Source organism: Pseudomonas sp. GOM6 (genome assembly GCF_029537485.1).
Classification (GTDB): Bacteria; Pseudomonadota; Gammaproteobacteria; order Pseudomonadales; family Pseudomonadaceae; genus Aquipseudomonas.
The window spans coordinates 35,136-48,952 of sequence record NZ_JARPUS010000012.1; the positions used below are offsets into that span (position 1 = coordinate 35,136).

Annotated in this window: 17 protein-coding genes; 5 read left to right on the forward strand and 12 right to left on the reverse strand. The window is 62.8% G+C overall.

The genetic code is table 11. From position 1 onward, the window contains the following. Window positions 1-10 precede the first annotated feature (10 nt). Window positions 11-241, forward strand: a complete 231-nt coding sequence (locus P7A97_RS14725; RefSeq protein WP_277690703.1) for a YheU family protein — start codon at window positions 11-13, stop codon at window positions 239-241. Here the strand turns inward: P7A97_RS14725 and P7A97_RS14730 are convergent. The 7 genes from P7A97_RS14730 to P7A97_RS14760 all read right to left on the reverse strand — a co-directional run bounded on the left by P7A97_RS14730 (window position 238) and on the right by P7A97_RS14760 (window position 3,901). Next, window positions 238-570 (reverse strand): YnfA family protein, encoded by a 333-nt coding sequence (locus P7A97_RS14730; RefSeq protein ID WP_277690704.1) that lies wholly within the window; start codon window positions 568-570, stop codon window positions 238-240. The genes P7A97_RS14725 and P7A97_RS14730 overlap by 4 nt on opposite strands. Window positions 571-582: 12 nt before the next feature. After that, window positions 583-1,011: a hypothetical protein gene (locus P7A97_RS14735; RefSeq protein WP_277690706.1), complete on the reverse strand. Its 429-nt coding sequence runs from the start codon at window positions 1,009-1,011 to the stop codon at window positions 583-585. A gap of 212 nt (window positions 1,012-1,223) precedes the next feature. Further along, a complete protein-coding gene (locus P7A97_RS14740; RefSeq protein WP_277690708.1) occupies window positions 1,224-2,384 on the reverse strand; it encodes an MFS transporter in 1,161 nt (386 codons plus the stop codon). A 201-nt stretch (window positions 2,385-2,585) separates the two neighbouring features. Beyond that, window positions 2,586-2,711 carry a cytochrome c oxidase subunit CcoM gene (gene ccoM / locus P7A97_RS14745; RefSeq protein WP_277690710.1) on the reverse strand — a complete coding sequence of 42 codons (126 nt, stop codon included), beginning with the start codon at window positions 2,709-2,711 and terminating at the stop codon, window positions 2,586-2,588. A 120-nt stretch (window positions 2,712-2,831) separates the two neighbouring features. After that, window positions 2,832-2,987: a hypothetical protein gene (locus P7A97_RS14750; RefSeq protein ID WP_277690712.1), complete on the reverse strand. Its 156-nt coding sequence runs from the start codon at window positions 2,985-2,987 to the stop codon at window positions 2,832-2,834. Window positions 2,988-2,989: 2 nt separating this feature from the next. Further along, window positions 2,990-3,586, reverse strand: a complete 597-nt coding sequence (locus tag P7A97_RS14755; RefSeq protein ID WP_277690713.1) for an alpha-ketoglutarate-dependent dioxygenase AlkB — start codon at window positions 3,584-3,586, stop codon at window positions 2,990-2,992. A 15-nt stretch (window positions 3,587-3,601) separates the two neighbouring features. Further along, window positions 3,602-3,901 carry an aspartate-semialdehyde dehydrogenase gene (locus P7A97_RS14760; RefSeq protein ID WP_277690714.1) on the reverse strand — a complete coding sequence of 100 codons (300 nt, stop codon included), beginning with the start codon at window positions 3,899-3,901 and terminating at the stop codon, window positions 3,602-3,604. Window positions 3,902-4,064: 163 nt separating this feature from the next. Here P7A97_RS14760 and rapA point away from each other — a divergent pair, with 163 nt between their 5' ends. Continuing rightward, window positions 4,065-6,923, forward strand: coding sequence for an RNA polymerase-associated protein RapA (gene rapA, locus P7A97_RS14765; protein WP_277690715.1), 2,859 nt, complete (start codon window positions 4,065-4,067; stop codon window positions 6,921-6,923). Between the two features lie 59 nt (window positions 6,924-6,982). Here rapA and P7A97_RS14770 read toward each other — a convergent pair whose 3' ends face one another. Together P7A97_RS14770 and P7A97_RS14775 are read right to left on the reverse strand one after the other, a co-directional pair. After that, complete coding sequence (locus P7A97_RS14770) at window positions 6,983-7,789, reverse strand: SDR family oxidoreductase (protein WP_277690716.1); 807 nt, start codon at window positions 7,787-7,789, stop codon at window positions 6,983-6,985. Between the two features lie 115 nt (window positions 7,790-7,904). After that, complete coding sequence (locus P7A97_RS14775; protein WP_277690717.1) at window positions 7,905-8,270, reverse strand: DUF2784 domain-containing protein; 366 nt, start codon at window positions 8,268-8,270, stop codon at window positions 7,905-7,907. Window positions 8,271-8,485: 215 nt separating this feature from the next. Between P7A97_RS14775 and bfr the strand changes: the two genes are divergently transcribed. Next, entirely contained in the window at window positions 8,486-8,956 is a 471-nt protein-coding gene (gene bfr, locus P7A97_RS14780; RefSeq protein ID WP_277690718.1) for a bacterioferritin, read from the forward strand. A 183-nt stretch (window positions 8,957-9,139) separates the two neighbouring features. Here bfr and P7A97_RS14785 read toward each other — a convergent pair whose 3' ends face one another. Together P7A97_RS14785 and P7A97_RS14790 are read right to left on the reverse strand one after the other, a co-directional pair. Continuing rightward, on the reverse strand, window positions 9,140-10,798 hold the full coding sequence (locus tag P7A97_RS14785; RefSeq protein WP_277690720.1) for a cation acetate symporter: 1,659 nt from the start codon (window positions 10,796-10,798) through the stop codon (window positions 9,140-9,142). Beyond that, window positions 10,795-11,106 (reverse strand): DUF485 domain-containing protein, encoded by a 312-nt coding sequence (locus P7A97_RS14790; RefSeq protein WP_277690721.1) that lies wholly within the window; start codon window positions 11,104-11,106, stop codon window positions 10,795-10,797. Before P7A97_RS14790 ends, P7A97_RS14785 begins: the two co-directional genes overlap by 4 nt. 291 nt (window positions 11,107-11,397) lie before the next feature. Between P7A97_RS14790 and P7A97_RS14795 the strand changes: the two genes are divergently transcribed. Then, window positions 11,398-11,619 carry a DUF2061 domain-containing protein gene (locus P7A97_RS14795; protein WP_277690723.1) on the forward strand — a complete coding sequence of 74 codons (222 nt, stop codon included), beginning with the start codon at window positions 11,398-11,400 and terminating at the stop codon, window positions 11,617-11,619. 65 nt (window positions 11,620-11,684) lie between these two features. Further along, window positions 11,685-13,238: a beta (1-6) glucans synthase gene (locus tag P7A97_RS14800; protein ID WP_277690725.1), complete on the forward strand. Its 1,554-nt coding sequence runs from the start codon at window positions 11,685-11,687 to the stop codon at window positions 13,236-13,238. A gap of 10 nt (window positions 13,239-13,248) precedes the next feature. Here the strand turns inward: P7A97_RS14800 and P7A97_RS14805 are convergent, their stop codons facing one another. After that, window positions 13,249-13,611 (reverse strand): hypothetical protein, encoded by a 363-nt coding sequence (locus P7A97_RS14805; RefSeq protein WP_277690726.1) that lies wholly within the window; start codon window positions 13,609-13,611, stop codon window positions 13,249-13,251. Window positions 13,612-13,817: the final 206 nt, after the last annotated feature.

Here is a 13,817-nt window from a genome sequence, read left to right on the forward strand (position 1 = left end):
AGGAGCCACCATGCTGATCCCCCACCAGATGCTCGAAGCCGAAACCCTGACCCGCCTGCTGGAAGACTTCGTCACCCGGGAAGGCACCGACAACGGCGACGACACGCCACTGGCCACCCGCGTGGAGCGGGCGCGCCAGGCGCTGGAAAAAGGCCAGGCCGTGATCGTCTTCGACCCGGACAGCCAGCAATGCCAGCTGGCGCTACGCGAGGAAGTGCCGCGGGAGTGGCTGGAGGACTAGTGACTGGTGAAGCGCGGGCCAAACAGAATGATTGAGGCGCCGACCAGGCACAGCGTCGCGCCCAACCAGTCCGACAGCAGCGGTCGGGTACGCTCTATCAGCCCCAGCCAGAGCAGCGAAGCCACGATGTAAACCCCGCCGTAGGCGGCATAGGCGCGCCCGGCATAGGTCGCCTCGATGCGGGTCAGCAGCAGGGCGAATACGGTCAGGCTGAGCAGAGCCGGCGCAATCCACCAGGCACTCTTGCCCAGACGCAGCCACATCCAGAAGGCATAGCAGCCGGCGATCTCGAACAGCGCAGCGAGAAAGAACCACAGGTAGTTGAGCATTACTCTCCCCACTCAGCCACGCAGGCTGCCCTCGCGCTCCCACACGCAACGCACCCGCAGATCGCTTTCCTGCGGGGTGTGAAAACCGCTCTCGGACTCCCAGCGGAAGGTGTGCATGCCGTTCAGCTCGGTTTCCAGGTGCACCACCGCGTTGGCCCAGTACAGGCGCTTGAGCAGTGTCTCGAACGCCTTCACCCACAGGCTCCACTCGTATTCGATGGCCTGGTAGCTGGCGCCGAAGTGGATGACCTGGGTCTGGTACAGGCCCTCGCCCTCACCATTGCAAAAGGAAAACATCTCGCGCCCGAGAAAGGGCCAGGCCTCTCCCTGAGGTAGCTGCGCCAGGACGCGCTGGTTGCTGGCACGGCGCAACAGGCACTGCTCGCGGTCGGCAGACGGCCAGTCGCGGATGCAGCCATAGACGATGGATTCGGACTCCACGCGGGTACTCCAGAAAGTGCAGGCTGCCTTCTAACACAGGGGTAGCCCGCTGCAAAGGAACCAGTCCCTAAGAACCTGTTCACGATCTGCTGCGCGTCGGCTAAACGGCGTTGAAAACAGCCTCGGGCTGCTCATTTACCACTCGTAAACTCCGCGCCCTCGGCCGGTTTTCGCCGCCGTTTATCTCTAGCTCGCGAGATCGTGAACAGGTTCTAAGTCGGCTGTTTCGGCGGGCGCAGCGCCCAGGCCAGCACGCTCATCAGCACGCCCATGCCGGTCAGCGCCATGAAAGGTACCTGGTAGTTACCTGCAAGATCACGCCCCAATCCCGTCAGGATCGGCGCCAGGCAGCCCAGGCTGTAGCCAGCAAACAGCATCATTGCCGTCCAGCGGCTGACCGCCAGCGGCGACTGTACCTCGTACAGCGGCAAGACCAGGGACAAGGCAAACGAACCACTCAGGGCGAAGCCCATCAGCACGGCCCATACCTCGGGCAGCCAGCTGGGGACGAAGGTGATCATGCACAGGCTCAGCGTCAGGCTGAGGCTGCACGCCACCAGCAAGGGTTGGCGGATAGCGAAGCGCTGCGCCAGCCAGGGTAGCAGCCAGGCGCTGGGCAGGCCTACCAGCATGAACAGGCTGAACAGTGCATTGCTGTGCAGCACGCTAAGCCCGGCCTCGTGGTAACGGGCCACCAGCCAGGTGGCCAGGGTGTAGAAAAAGCCAGCCTGGATGGCGAAGAAGCCGGTGACCAGCCAGGCACGCGGCACGCGCCAGGGTAAGCCCTGCTGCTCCCCGGCATTGGCGCTCTCCGGCTGGCTCGGCACCCGCAGCCAGAGCACGAACGCCAGCAGGGCCGGTACGCACCAGGCGGCCAGGCCAAGGCTCCAGTCACCGCCCACGCCGTGGGTTAGCGGCGCGGTCAGCACCGCGCCACTGGCGCCACCAATGGCCATGCTGAAGGAATACCAGCCCACCACCTTGCCCACCCGCTCGCGAAAATGACGTTTGATAAAGCCGGACAACAACGGGCCGGCAATGGCAATACCCGCGCCCAACAGCACGGCACTGCCGATCAACACCACGGAAACATGCCCACCCAGACGGGCCAGCAGGGACAGCGCAATCAGCGCCAGGCAGGCGGCAATGGTCCGCTCCAGGCCGAAGCGCAGCGCCAGGCGCGGCGCCAGCGGTGCGAGCAGCCCCATGCACAGCACCGGCAGGGCAGTGGTCAGGCTGACCAGGCTGCGGCTGAGGGACAGTTCATTGGCGATGCGCTCGATCAGCGGCGCAAAGGAGGTGATGCCAGGGCGCAGATTGATGGCAGCCAGCACCAGCGCCAGCATCAACAGAGCGGGAGAAAAGGGCTTCACGAAGACTCCGCGGTCACAACGGGCAGTCACCCTACCCCTCTCACCACGAACCGCACAAGATTTCAGCCGAAAAATCTAACTCATCGGACAGGTTTCAGAGGCCGCCCACAGCCATCTGGATGGCCGCCCCCTAAAGCCAAGGCAAAAAAATGGGCGACCGAAGTCGCCCAAAATGCCTTGCGTGCACGGGTGTGGAAAAACTCACTTGGCCTTGATGGCGGCCTTCTTGTGTGAGTCTTTCCAGATGAACAGTCCAACGCCGCCGAAGAAAGCGAGCATCAGTACTACGGTGCCGATACCGGCGATGACTACTGTGTCGAGAAACATGGCGGCCTCCTGTATGAGCCTTGTCTTGCATGGCTACAGACTATCGGAGGTGCCGAGGCGGGAATTGATCCGGATCAATATCCGGTGAGGTCGGCGCCGCGACAGGGCGCCGCAGGCAGGTCAGCGCTTTTTCTTGGGTTTGGACTTCTTCTTGCTTTTACCCAGCGGCATGGCCTGCTCGAAGGCCTGACGCATCTCGTCCAGTTTCTTGTCATGCAGGTCGTGGATGCGCTTGCCACGCTCGGCGGCGAAATCGATCAGTTTGTCGTCGCTCATGCTCAGTTCCGGATCAGGCGAAAAGTGAGATTGATGCGCGGCGCCACCGGCGCGCGGGTCTTGGCCACTTGATGCTGCCAATGATGCTGCGTAGCGCCGGCCATGACCAGTAGTGATCCATGCTCCAGCGTCATGGAGTGCTCGATACGGGTCGCGCCCTTGCGGCGCAGATCGAAACGCCGCGCGCCGCCGAGGTTGAGTGAGGCCACCAGCGGATTGCGCCCCAGTTCGACCTCATCATCACTGTGCCAGCCCATCGAGTCCTGGCCGTCGCGGTAATAATTGAGCAACACGCCATTGAGGCGCTGACCGACGGCCTGCTCCACCTGCCGGCGGATCTCGCTCAGCAGTGGCGTCCAGGGCAAGGGGTGATGGGTCAGACCGGAATAGCGATAGCGGGCTTGCGCGTCGCCATACCAGGCCAGCAGACGCGGTACCCGCACATCGCGGCCATGGATATGCAGCAGCGGCTGCTCCCAGGCGATCTCGTCACGCAGCTGATTGAACCAGGCGTCGGCGCAGGCGGCCGACAACCATTGCGCTCGGTAGCTCAGCTCGGCATCCGCCAGGTTCAGCGGTTGATCATCGAAAAGGCTCATGGCAATCGGTGCCGCTCAGACTTCCACATCCACCCACAGTCCCTGGCGCGGTATTTCTTCCAGCAGTTTTTCTGCCTCGGCAGCGCCGCCCTCCAGCTCGGCCAGCTCCTCCGGGGTATAGCCGCGGCGCTGCCGGCGACGCTGCTCTTCGCGCAACAATTCCTCGGCCTCCTGGGGATGGCGCTTATCCAGTCCTACCGCGCTCTCGTTGGCACTCTCGCTGGCCGGTGTCACCGGAGGAATGTCCGGGCGCGGCTTGACCACGTCCTGCTGGGCGGTCACCGGGGCCAAGCTGTGAGGAATAGGCGGTAGCATTGATTTTCTCCCTGATACCCAACTGTCGGCTGGACGGCCTCCTACTTAAGCCGGCACTCGCTACACTTTCGACTCGGGACGCATGCATTGATTCAGTGCAAACGTCGCTCTCGGCGCAGCGTTCCGCTAACATACGCGGCTTTTTTCGCAGCTGGGGCTTTCCATGGCAAGTAGTGGCATTGTGCAGTATCAACCGGGACAACGCTGGATCAGCGACAGCGAGGCGGAACTCGGGCTCGGCACCATCCTCACTTCTGACGGCCGTCTGCTCACTGTGCTCTATCCGGCCACCGGCGAAACCCGCCAGTACTCCCTGCGTAACGCTCCGCTGACCCGCGTACGCTTCGCCCCGGGCGACGAGATCACCCATTTCGAAGGCTGGAAGCTCACCGTGCAGGAAGTCGAGGACATCGACGGTCTGCTGGTGTATCACGGCTTCGATGCCGAGCACCGCCCGGTCAGCCTGCCGGAAACCCAACTGTCCAACTTCATCCAGTTCCGCCTGGCCAGCGACCGCCTGTTCGCCGGACAGATCGACCCGCTGAGCTGGTTCGCCCTGCGCTATCACACCCTGGAGCACCAGAGCCGGCTGCTGCAGTCGAGCCTGTGGGGCCTGGGCGGCGCCCGCGCCCAGCCGATCGCCCACCAACTGCACATCGCCCGCGAAGTGGCCGACCGCATGGCGCCGCGCGTCCTGCTGGCCGACGAAGTGGGCCTGGGCAAGACCATCGAGGCCGGCCTGGTGATCCACCGCCAGCTGCTTTCCGGGCGCGCCAGCCGCGTGCTGATCCTGGTGCCGGAAAACCTGCAGCACCAGTGGCTGGTGGAGATGCGTCGCCGCTTCAACCTGGAAGTGGCGCTGTTCGACGCCGAACGCTTCGCCGAGAGCGATGCCGACAATCCCTTCGAGGACACCCAGCTGGCGCTGGTCGCCCTGGAGTGGCTGAAGGACAGCGAGAAGGCCCAGGACGCCGCCTTCGCCGCCGGCTGGGACCTGCTGGTGGTCGACGAAGCCCACCACCTGGTCTGGCACCCGGAAAAGGCCAGCGATGAATACCGCCTGGTCGAACAGCTGGCCGAGGTCATTCCCGGCGTACTGCTGCTCACCGCTACTCCAGAGCAGCTGGGCCTGGAAAGCCACTTCGCCCGCCTGCGCCTGCTCGACCCGAACCGCTTCCACGACCTGGACGCCTTCCGTGCCGAGAGTGCCAACTACAAGCCAGTGGCCGAAGCCGTGCAGGAGCTGCTGGATCAGGGCCGCCTATCGGAACAGGGCCACGCCACCATCTCGCGCTTCCTGGGTGCCGAAGGCGAAGCCCTGCTCGGCGCCGTGGCAGACGGCGACAGCGAAGCCAGCGCGCGCCTGATTCGCGAACTGCTGGATCGCCATGGCACCGGTCGCGTGCTGCTGCGCAATACCCGCGCCGCCGTGCAAGGCTTCCCCGAGCGCCAGCTGCATCCCTATCCGCTGCCCAATCCGGTGGAATACATGGAGCTGCCGCTGGGCGAGCATGCCGAGCTGTACCCGGAAGTCAGCTACCAGTCGCAGCAGGACGGCGACGAGGAAGACCGCTGGTGGAAGTTCGACCCGCGCGTCGAGTGGCTGATCGATACGCTGAAGATGCTCAAGAAATTCAAGGTGCTGGTGATCTGCGCCCATGCCGAGACCGCACTGGACCTGTCCGACGCCCTGCGCGTGCGCTCCGGCATCCCGGCCACGGTATTCCACGAGGGCATGAGCATCCTCGAACGCGACCGCGCCGCCGCCTACTTCGCCGACGAGGAGTTTGGCGCCCAGGTACTGATCTGCTCCGAGATCGGCTCGGAAGGTCGCAACTTCCAGTTCAGCCATCACCTGGTGCTGTTCGACCTGCCGGCCCACCCGGACCTGCTGGAGCAGCGCATCGGCCGTCTCGACCGGATCGGTCAGAAGCACACCATCCAGCTGCACGTTCCCTATCTGGAGAACAGCCCGCAGGAACACCTGTTCCAATGGTATCACCAGGCGCTGAACGCCTTCCTCAACACCTGCCCCACCGGCAACGCCCTGCAACATCAATACGGCCCACGCCTGCTGGCCCTGCTGGAAAGCAACGGCGACGACGCCTGGCTGCAGCTGCTGGCCGAGGCCAAGGCCGAGCGCGAGCGTCTGGAAGGCGAGCTGCACAGCGGTCGCGACCGCCTGCTGGAGCTCAACTCCGGCGGTGCCGGCGAGGGTGAGCGCCTGGTCGAGGAAATCCATGAGCAGGACGACCAGTTCGCCCTGCCGATCTATATGGAAGAACTGTTCAACGCCTTCGGCATCGACAGCGAGGATCACTCGGAAAACGCCCTGATCCTGCGTCCCAGCGAGAAGATGCTGGATGCCAGCTTCCCCCTGGGCGACGACGAGGCGGTGACCGTCACCTACGACCGCAACCAGGCACTGGCCCGCGAGGACATGCAGTTCCTCACCTGGGAACACCCCATGGTGCAGGGCGGCATGGACCTGGTGCTGGCCGGCTCGATGGGCAACACCTCGGTGGCATTGATCAAGAACAAGGCGCTCAAGCCAGGCACCATACTGCTGGAGCTGCTCTACGTCAGCGAAGTGGTGGCGCCCAAGGCCCTGCAACTGGCGCGCTACCTGCCGCCGGTGGCGCTGCGCTGCCTGCTCGACGGCAACGGCAACGACCTGGCCAGCAAGGTCGCCTTCGACACCCTCAACGACCAGCTGGAAAGCGTGCCGCGCGCCAGCGCCAACAAGTTCGTGCAGGCCCAGCGCGACGTACTGGCCAAGCAAATCGGTGCCGCCGAGGCGAAAATGGCTCCACGTCATACCCAGCGGGTCGAGGACGCGCGCCACCGCTTCACGGCCAGCCTGGATGAGGAACTGGCGCGCATGGTTGCCCTGCAGGCGGTCAACCCGACGGTGCGCGACAGCGAGATCGAGGCCCTGCGCAAGCAGCGCGAGAGCGGCCTGGCCTTCCTCGACAAGGCGGCGCTGCGCCTGGAGGCGATCCGCGTGCTGGTGGCCGGTTAATCCAGCCAGCAGAACGAAAAAGGGCAGCCTCGGCTGCCCTTTTCTATTTCCGCCGACAGTTACTGCGCCGCTTTGGCGCGCATCTTGTCGCTCATCACCGCCATTTCGTCGTAGATCGCCTGCGGGTGCTTGCGCTTGATCTCCCAGGCCATGCGGCCCTGCTCGTGCGGCAGGATCAGGAACTCGCCCTTGGCCACTTCATCGTGGATATAGCCGGCGATGTCGGCGGCAGTGATCGGGCTGTTCTCCAACAGTTTGCCGACCTGCTGCTTGACGTTCGGGTTGGGGCCACGGAACGAATCCAGCAGGTTGGTCTGGAAGAACGACGGGCAAACCACGTGCACGCCGACATTCTCCGACTTCAGCTCGATCAGCAGGCTTTCCGACAACGCCAGCACGCCGGCCTTGGCCACGTTGTAGTTGCTCATCGCCGGGCCCTGCATGATGGCCGCCATGGAAGCGATGTTGATGATCTTGCCCTGGCTGGCACGCAGCAGTGGCAGGAAAGCCTTGCAGCCCTTGATCACGCCCATCAGGTTGATCGACAGCTGCCAGTCCCAGTCTTCCAGGCTGAGGTCGGCGAAGAAGCCACCCGCCGCCACACCGGCGTTGTTGACCAGTACATCGAGACCACCGAAGCGCTCCTCGCAGGCCTGGGCCACGGCCGTCAGCTGGCTGTAGTCACGCACGTCGCAGCGCATGGTGAAACCGTCGCCACCCGCCTCGCGTACCAGCTTTAAGGTTTCCGCCAGACCGGGTTCATTGACGTCACACAGCGCCAGGCGCCAGCCATCGCGGGCCCAGCGCAGGGCGATTTCGCGTCCCAGGCCGGAGCCTGCCCCAGTGATCATCATGCGGTTCTGCATTCTGTTCTGCCTTGTTCGGTGGTGAAGTTGCAACGAGTGTATCCAAGGCAGGTCTCGCTGCAGCCCAGCATCAGGCCGATGAATGTCGTGGCCCAAGCCACTTGTCATGCCGCCGTCATCTGCGCTTCCAGCGCCAGATCAGCCACAGATAGACCGGCACATTGATCAGCAGTACCACGGCACCAAGCCACAGCTGGACCTGCGGCGTGAGTCCGGCCGGATAGATAACGGGAATCAGGTAGTGCTCGACAAAACCACCGGTATAGCCGGCTTGTCCCGCCGCCTCACGCAAACGATTTTCCAGAGGCGTCAGCGGGCAATACAGGTGCAGCAACTCCACCGCAGCGCCCCAGGTGACTGCCGGCACATGCAGCCAGGCCAGGCGCGACCAGCACAACACGGCCAAGGCACCGAACAGGACAAAGAGGATAAAAGCCAGATGCAGCCACACCACTGCATCTGCAGCCAAACGCCAGAACATGTGTTCCACCTACCTTTTATCTACTCGTTACTTCCGGCTTACCGCGAAGACAGAATCTTTTCCGAAAATTTTCAATAAGTTAGCGCCAAGATGCGCAAGCTAAACATTCTTATTTATATTTAATTTTATATATAATTCAATAGCTTACATTTGACGAAGGTCAGTATCGGGCGCAAACTTCCGTGATACCTGCCCCCACCAACTTGAGGTTCATCATGAAAGGCGACAAGAAAGTCATCCAGCACCTGAACAAGATCCTCGGCAATGAATTGGTGGCGATCAACCAGTACTTCCTGCATGCCCGTATGTATGAGGACTGGGGCCTGGAAAAGCTCGGCAAGCATGAATACGACGAATCCATCGACGAGATGAAGCATGCCGACAAACTGATCAAGCGCATCCTCTTCCTCGAAGGTCTGCCCAACCTACAGGACCTGGGCAAGCTGATGATCGGCGAGAACACCAAGGAAATGCTGGCCAGCGACCTCAAGCTGGAACAATCCGCCATCGTTGACCTGAAAGCCGCCATCGCCTACTGCGAAAGCGTTGGCGACTACGGCAGCCGCGAACTGCTGGAAGATATCCTCGAAGCCGAGGAAGAGCATATCGACTGGCTGGAAACCCAGCTCGGCCTGATCGAGAAAGTCAGCCTGGAAAACTACCTGCAATCGCAGATGGACGAATAAAAACAGCCTCTGTGCCCAAAGAGCCCCGCTACTGCGGGGCTCTTGCTTTCACGAGCGACTGGGACTGCCGGCCTGACGTGGCGAGCATGCCCACAACCTGGTCACCATAGCCGCTACCCCGCACAAGCAGCATAAAAAAGGGCAGCCCAGGGCTGCCCAAATCACACGGAGCAATGGACTGTGTCAGTGCGCGACGGCGCCACTGGCACCCAAGCCGGTTTGCGAACGAACAAACTGCGGGAAGAAGCGCGCGCGCTCTTCGCCAGCTTCCTGGGACTTGTCGGTGACCGAGAAGAACCAGATGCCGACAAACGCTACCAGCATGGAGAACAGCGCCGGGTACTCGTACGGATACACCGGCGTGGCGTTGCCGAGAATCTGCACCCACACGGTCGGGCCGAGTACGGTCAGCGCCACGGCAGTCGCCAGGCCCAGCCAGCCGCCGAGCATGGCACCGCGGGTGGTCAGCTTCTTCCAGTACATGCTGAGGAACAGCACCGGGAAGTTGCAGCTGGCGGCGATGGAGAAGGCCAGGCCGACCATGAAGGCGATGTTCTGCTTCTCGAACAGGATGCCCAGACCGATGGCCAGCACGCCGAGCGCCACGGTGGTGATCTTCGATACGCGCAACTCATCCTTCTCGTTGGCCTTGCCCTTCTTGATCACGCTGGCGTACAGATCATGGGACACCGCCGAAGCACCGGCCAGGGTCAGACCGGCAACTACCGCCAGGATGGTGGCAAAGGCCACGGCGGAGATGAAGCCGAGGAACAGGCTGCCGCCCACTGCGTTGGCCAGGTGCACCGCCGCCATGTTGTTGCCACCGATCAGGCCGCCGGCGGCATCACGGAAGTCCGGGTTGGTGCCCACCAGCAGGATCGCGCCGAAACCTATGATGAAGGTCAGGATATAGAAGTAGCCGATGAACCCCGTGGCATAGAACACGCTCTTGCGGGCTTCCTTGGCGTCAGACACGGTGAAGAAACGCATCAGTATATGTGGCAGGCCGGCAGTACCGAACATCAGCGCCAGGCCCAGGGAGATCGCCGAGATCGGGTCTTTTACCAGGCCACCGGGGCTCATGATCGCCTCTCCTTTCGGGTGCACGGCAATGGCCTCGGAGAACAACTGACCGAAGTCGAAGTTGACGTGCTTCATCACCATCAGCGCCATGAAGGAGGCGCCGGAGAGCAGCAAGACCGCCTTGATGATCTGCACCCAGGTAGTCGCCAACATGCCGCCGAACAGTACGTAGCAGACCATCAGTATGCCAACCAGCACGACGGCGACGTGGTAGTTGAGGCCGAACAGCAACTCGATCAGCTTGCCGGCACCGACCATCTGCGCGATCAGGTAGAAGGCCACGACCACCAGCGAGCCGCTGGCCGACAGGGTACGGATCTGCTTCTGTCCGAGACGGTACGAAGCCACGTCGGCGAATGTGTACTTGCCCAGGTTGCGCAGGCGCTCGGCAATCAGGAACAGGATCACCGGCCAGCCGACTAGGAAGCCGATGGAGTAGATCAGCCCGTCATAACCCGAAGCGAACACCAGCGCGGAAATCCCCAGAAAGGACGCCGCCGACATGTAGTCGCCGGCAATCGCCAGGCCGTTCTGGAAACCGGTGATGCTGCCGCCTGCGGTGTAGAAGTCGGAGGTCGACTTGCTGCGCTTGGACGCCCAATAGGTGATGCCCATGGTGAAGGCGACGAAGGCCACGAACATGATGATGGCCGAGAGGTTCAGCGGTTGGCGCTGTACTTCGCCCTCGATGGCACCGGCCGCCCACAGCGTGGGCGTCACGGCCAGCAGGCCGCAGGCGCCGAAAATACGCGAAGTCATGGCTGCACCTCTTCGAGCACGGCCTGGTTGAGGCGATCAAACTCGCCATTGGCGCGCTTGACGTAGATGCCGGTCAGTACGAAGGCCGAAAGAATCAGCCCAACGCCCAGCGGGATACCCCAGGTCATCGAAGAGCCGGCACTCAGCGGCGTACCGAGCAGGTGCGGCTCGAAAGCGATCAGCAGGATAAAGGCCAGGTACAGGCCAAGCATGATGGCGGAGAGTATCCAGGCGAAGCGGTCGCGCTTGGCAACCAATTCCTGGAAGCGCGGATTCTCTTCAATCCGCTTGTAGATGCTGTCATTCATTTGTCGTGGTCCTCATCGGCAGGGTGCCGGTGAGGCCACTCTGAAAGGGCTGGAAGGCCCGAGGCAGACGACCTTAGTCGAATCACAGTGGATTTCACGACCAAAGTAGTAGGCGCTGCCACCTTGAAGCACAGGGGCCGCTGAAGCGTCATCAAGAGCAAAAATAAATCGATTAATTCAAATCAATATTCAATAACTATTGAAGCCATCGGCAAGGCCAATTTCTTCTCCGCTCAAGGCGGGACTAACTTGAGCACCTAAAGATAACCATTCGCATTGTCGAGGTGCATCATGCTCAAGACCTTTACCTTCACCCTCATGCACTTCTGCATCGCTTTCAGCGTGGCCTACGCCCTCACCGGCAGTATCGCCGTGGGCGGCCTGGTCGCGGCGGTCGAACCCCTGTGCAACTCGGTCGGTTTCTACTTTCACGAAAAGATCTGGCAGCGCTTCGAAAAACCGGGCAAGGCCGACAAGATCCCCAAACACGCCTGGTTGCACCACCACGCCTGAGCGGTGCGCCGGCGGGCGCTCTTGGTTAAGATGCGCGGCTTTGCCACCACGTATCCGCAGCCACCATGACCTCCAGCCCGCGCTCGCCCGTCCTGCCCTATTCATTTGCCCTGCTGCTGGCTCTTCTGGCACTCGGCGCCGTCTGGTACAGCGTCGGCAAACCCGAAGAACTGGCCGACGTCGCCAGCGCGACACACAAGCTGCAGTGCGCCTCCTACACCCCGTTCGGCAAGGATCAGTCGCCTTTCGACCAACCGCTGCAGATTCGTCGTGAACAAATAGAAATCGACTTCGTTCAGCTCGCCAAGCGCTTCGAGTGCGTGCGCACCTATTCGCAGATCGGCCTGGAAGAGGTGCCTGAACTGGCACGCAAGCATGGTCTCAAGCTGCTGGCGGGCGCCTGGGTCAGCAGCAACCCGGTGGACACCGAACGGGAAATTGCAGCACTGATTGCCAACGCCAAGGCCAACCCGGACGTGATCGATGCCGTGATCGTCGGCAACGAGGCCCTGCTGCGCAAAGAGGTCACCGGCAGCCAACTGGTCAAGCTGATCGAGCGGGTCAAGGCCGAGGTCACGCAACCGGTGACCTACGCCGATGTCTGGGAGTTCTGGCTGCAATACCCGGAAGTGGCGCCAGCGGTGGACTTCATCACCATCCACCTGCTGCCGTACTGGGAAGACGATCCCACCGGCATCGATGCCGCGCTAAATCAGGTGGCCAACGTGCGTCGCACCTTTGGCAATGCCTACGCCCCCAAGGACATTCTGATCGGCGAAACCGGCTGGCCCAGCGAGGGTCGCCAGCGCGAGACAGCGCTGCCGAGCCGGGTCAATCAGGCACTGTTTATCCGCGGTTTCATCAAACTGGCCGAGGACAACGGCTGGAAGTACAACCTGATCGAGGCCTTCGATCAGCCCTGGAAGCGTGACAGCGAGGGTGCCGTCGGTGGTTATTGGGGCCTGTTCGACGCCGACCGCCAGGATAAGGGCATCCTCACCGGCCCGGTGTCCAACCTGCCGAACTGGCCAAACTGGCTGGGCGCCAGCGCCCTGCTGATGCTCGCCGCCCTGGGCATCGCCGGCCGCCCGGCGTCGAACCGCGCCGCCTGGCTGCTGCCATTGACGGCCGCCCTCGGCGCCGCCTGCATACTGGGCTGGAGTGAACTGGCGCTGATCACCAGCCGCTACTGGGGCGAATGGCTGTGGGCCGTCGCCCTGCTCGGCCTCAACCTGCTGGTACTGGCCCACACCATGTTGGCCCTGTCGGCCCGCGCCGGCTGGCGCGAGCGCGCCTTCGCCTGGCTGGAAGCCCGTGGCGGCTGGTGGCTGGCTGCTGCCGGCTTCGCCGGCGCGGTGCTGATGCTTGGCCTGGTGTTCGACTCACGCTACCGCAGCTTCCCCAGCATGGCCCTGCTGCTACCGGCACTGGTCTACCTGTGTCGTCCGGTACAGGCGCCGCGCCGCGAGCTCGCCCTGCTCACCCTGATCATCGCTGCCGGCATCGCGCCCCAGCTGTACCAGGAAGGCCTGCACAACCTGCAGGCCATCGGCTGGGCGCTGACCAGCACGCTGCTGGCGGCTGCTCTGTGGCGCGGCCTGCGTCACTCGCCTCGCTGAATCGACCTGGTCAGGCCTGCGCCCGCACCAGGCGCAGGCCTGCCAGCACCAGTGCGAAAACCGCCAGGCTGGCGCTGTACAGCACCAGCGCCGGCAGACCCAGCAACAGGGCCAGCACCGCCAGGGCTCGCCCCGAGTAGCCTGGAATGAAGAAGGCGATCACGGCAGCAACCAATGCCGCCCAGGCAATCAGCCGGAAATGGATGAGATACCCCAACCCCGCTCGCGCCTGGCACTCCCAGCGCGCCGCATCCTCCAGGCACAGCCCTACCCAGCGCGTATCCTCCATCAAGGCGAAACGCACACCGTAGCTGGCTGCCAACCAGGACGACAGCAGCACGAACAACAGCACAACGGGTACATGGCGGGACATTCACGGACTCCAGCGTGGAAAGCCGCCCAGCTTAATCGGCCCAGCGACAGGCACAAGATCGCGCGCTAAATTTCGCGCTCAACTGTCAAAGCCCTAACTGCTTTACCTGCACGCTTGCACTTGTCACTCGAGCAGTATTCACTCCCCTTACCCCCATGCCACAGGGAAACGGCCATGCCCCGCTCGCTTCTGCGCCCCTTGCTGTT

Excerpts from the sequence above, each read along its gene's own strand:
- P7A97_RS14725 (WP_277690703.1), top strand. The coding sequence starts at position 11 with ATGCTGATCCCCCACCAGATGCTCGAAGCCGAAACCCTGACCCGCCTG.
- P7A97_RS14730 (WP_277690704.1), bottom strand. The coding sequence starts at position 570 with ATGCTCAACTACCTGTGGTTCTTTCTCGCTGCGCTGTTCGAGATCGCC.
- ccoM (WP_277690710.1), bottom strand. The coding sequence starts at position 2,711 with ATGTTTCTCGACACAGTAGTCATCGCCGGTATCGGCACCGTAGTACTG.
- P7A97_RS14750 (WP_277690712.1), bottom strand. The coding sequence starts at position 2,987 with ATGAGCGACGACAAACTGATCGATTTCGCCGCCGAGCGTGGCAAGCGC.
- P7A97_RS14755 (WP_277690713.1), bottom strand. The coding sequence starts at position 3,586 with ATGAGCCTTTTCGATGATCAACCGCTGAACCTGGCGGATGCCGAGCTG.
- P7A97_RS14760 (WP_277690714.1), bottom strand. The coding sequence starts at position 3,901 with ATGCTACCGCCTATTCCTCACAGCTTGGCCCCGGTGACCGCCCAGCAG.
- rapA (WP_277690715.1), top strand. The coding sequence starts at position 4,065 with ATGGCAAGTAGTGGCATTGTGCAGTATCAACCGGGACAACGCTGGATC.
- P7A97_RS14770 (WP_277690716.1), bottom strand. The coding sequence starts at position 7,789 with ATGCAGAACCGCATGATGATCACTGGGGCAGGCTCCGGCCTGGGACGC.
- P7A97_RS14775 (WP_277690717.1), bottom strand. The coding sequence starts at position 8,270 with ATGTTCTGGCGTTTGGCTGCAGATGCAGTGGTGTGGCTGCATCTGGCT.
- bfr (WP_277690718.1), top strand. The coding sequence starts at position 8,486 with ATGAAAGGCGACAAGAAAGTCATCCAGCACCTGAACAAGATCCTCGGC.
- P7A97_RS14785 (WP_277690720.1), bottom strand. The coding sequence starts at position 10,798 with ATGACTTCGCGTATTTTCGGCGCCTGCGGCCTGCTGGCCGTGACGCCC.
- P7A97_RS14790 (WP_277690721.1), bottom strand. The coding sequence starts at position 11,106 with ATGAATGACAGCATCTACAAGCGGATTGAAGAGAATCCGCGCTTCCAG.
- P7A97_RS14795 (WP_277690723.1), top strand. The coding sequence starts at position 11,398 with ATGCTCAAGACCTTTACCTTCACCCTCATGCACTTCTGCATCGCTTTC.
- P7A97_RS14800 (WP_277690725.1), top strand. The coding sequence starts at position 11,685 with ATGACCTCCAGCCCGCGCTCGCCCGTCCTGCCCTATTCATTTGCCCTG.
- P7A97_RS14805 (WP_277690726.1), bottom strand. The coding sequence starts at position 13,611 with ATGTCCCGCCATGTACCCGTTGTGCTGTTGTTCGTGCTGCTGTCGTCC.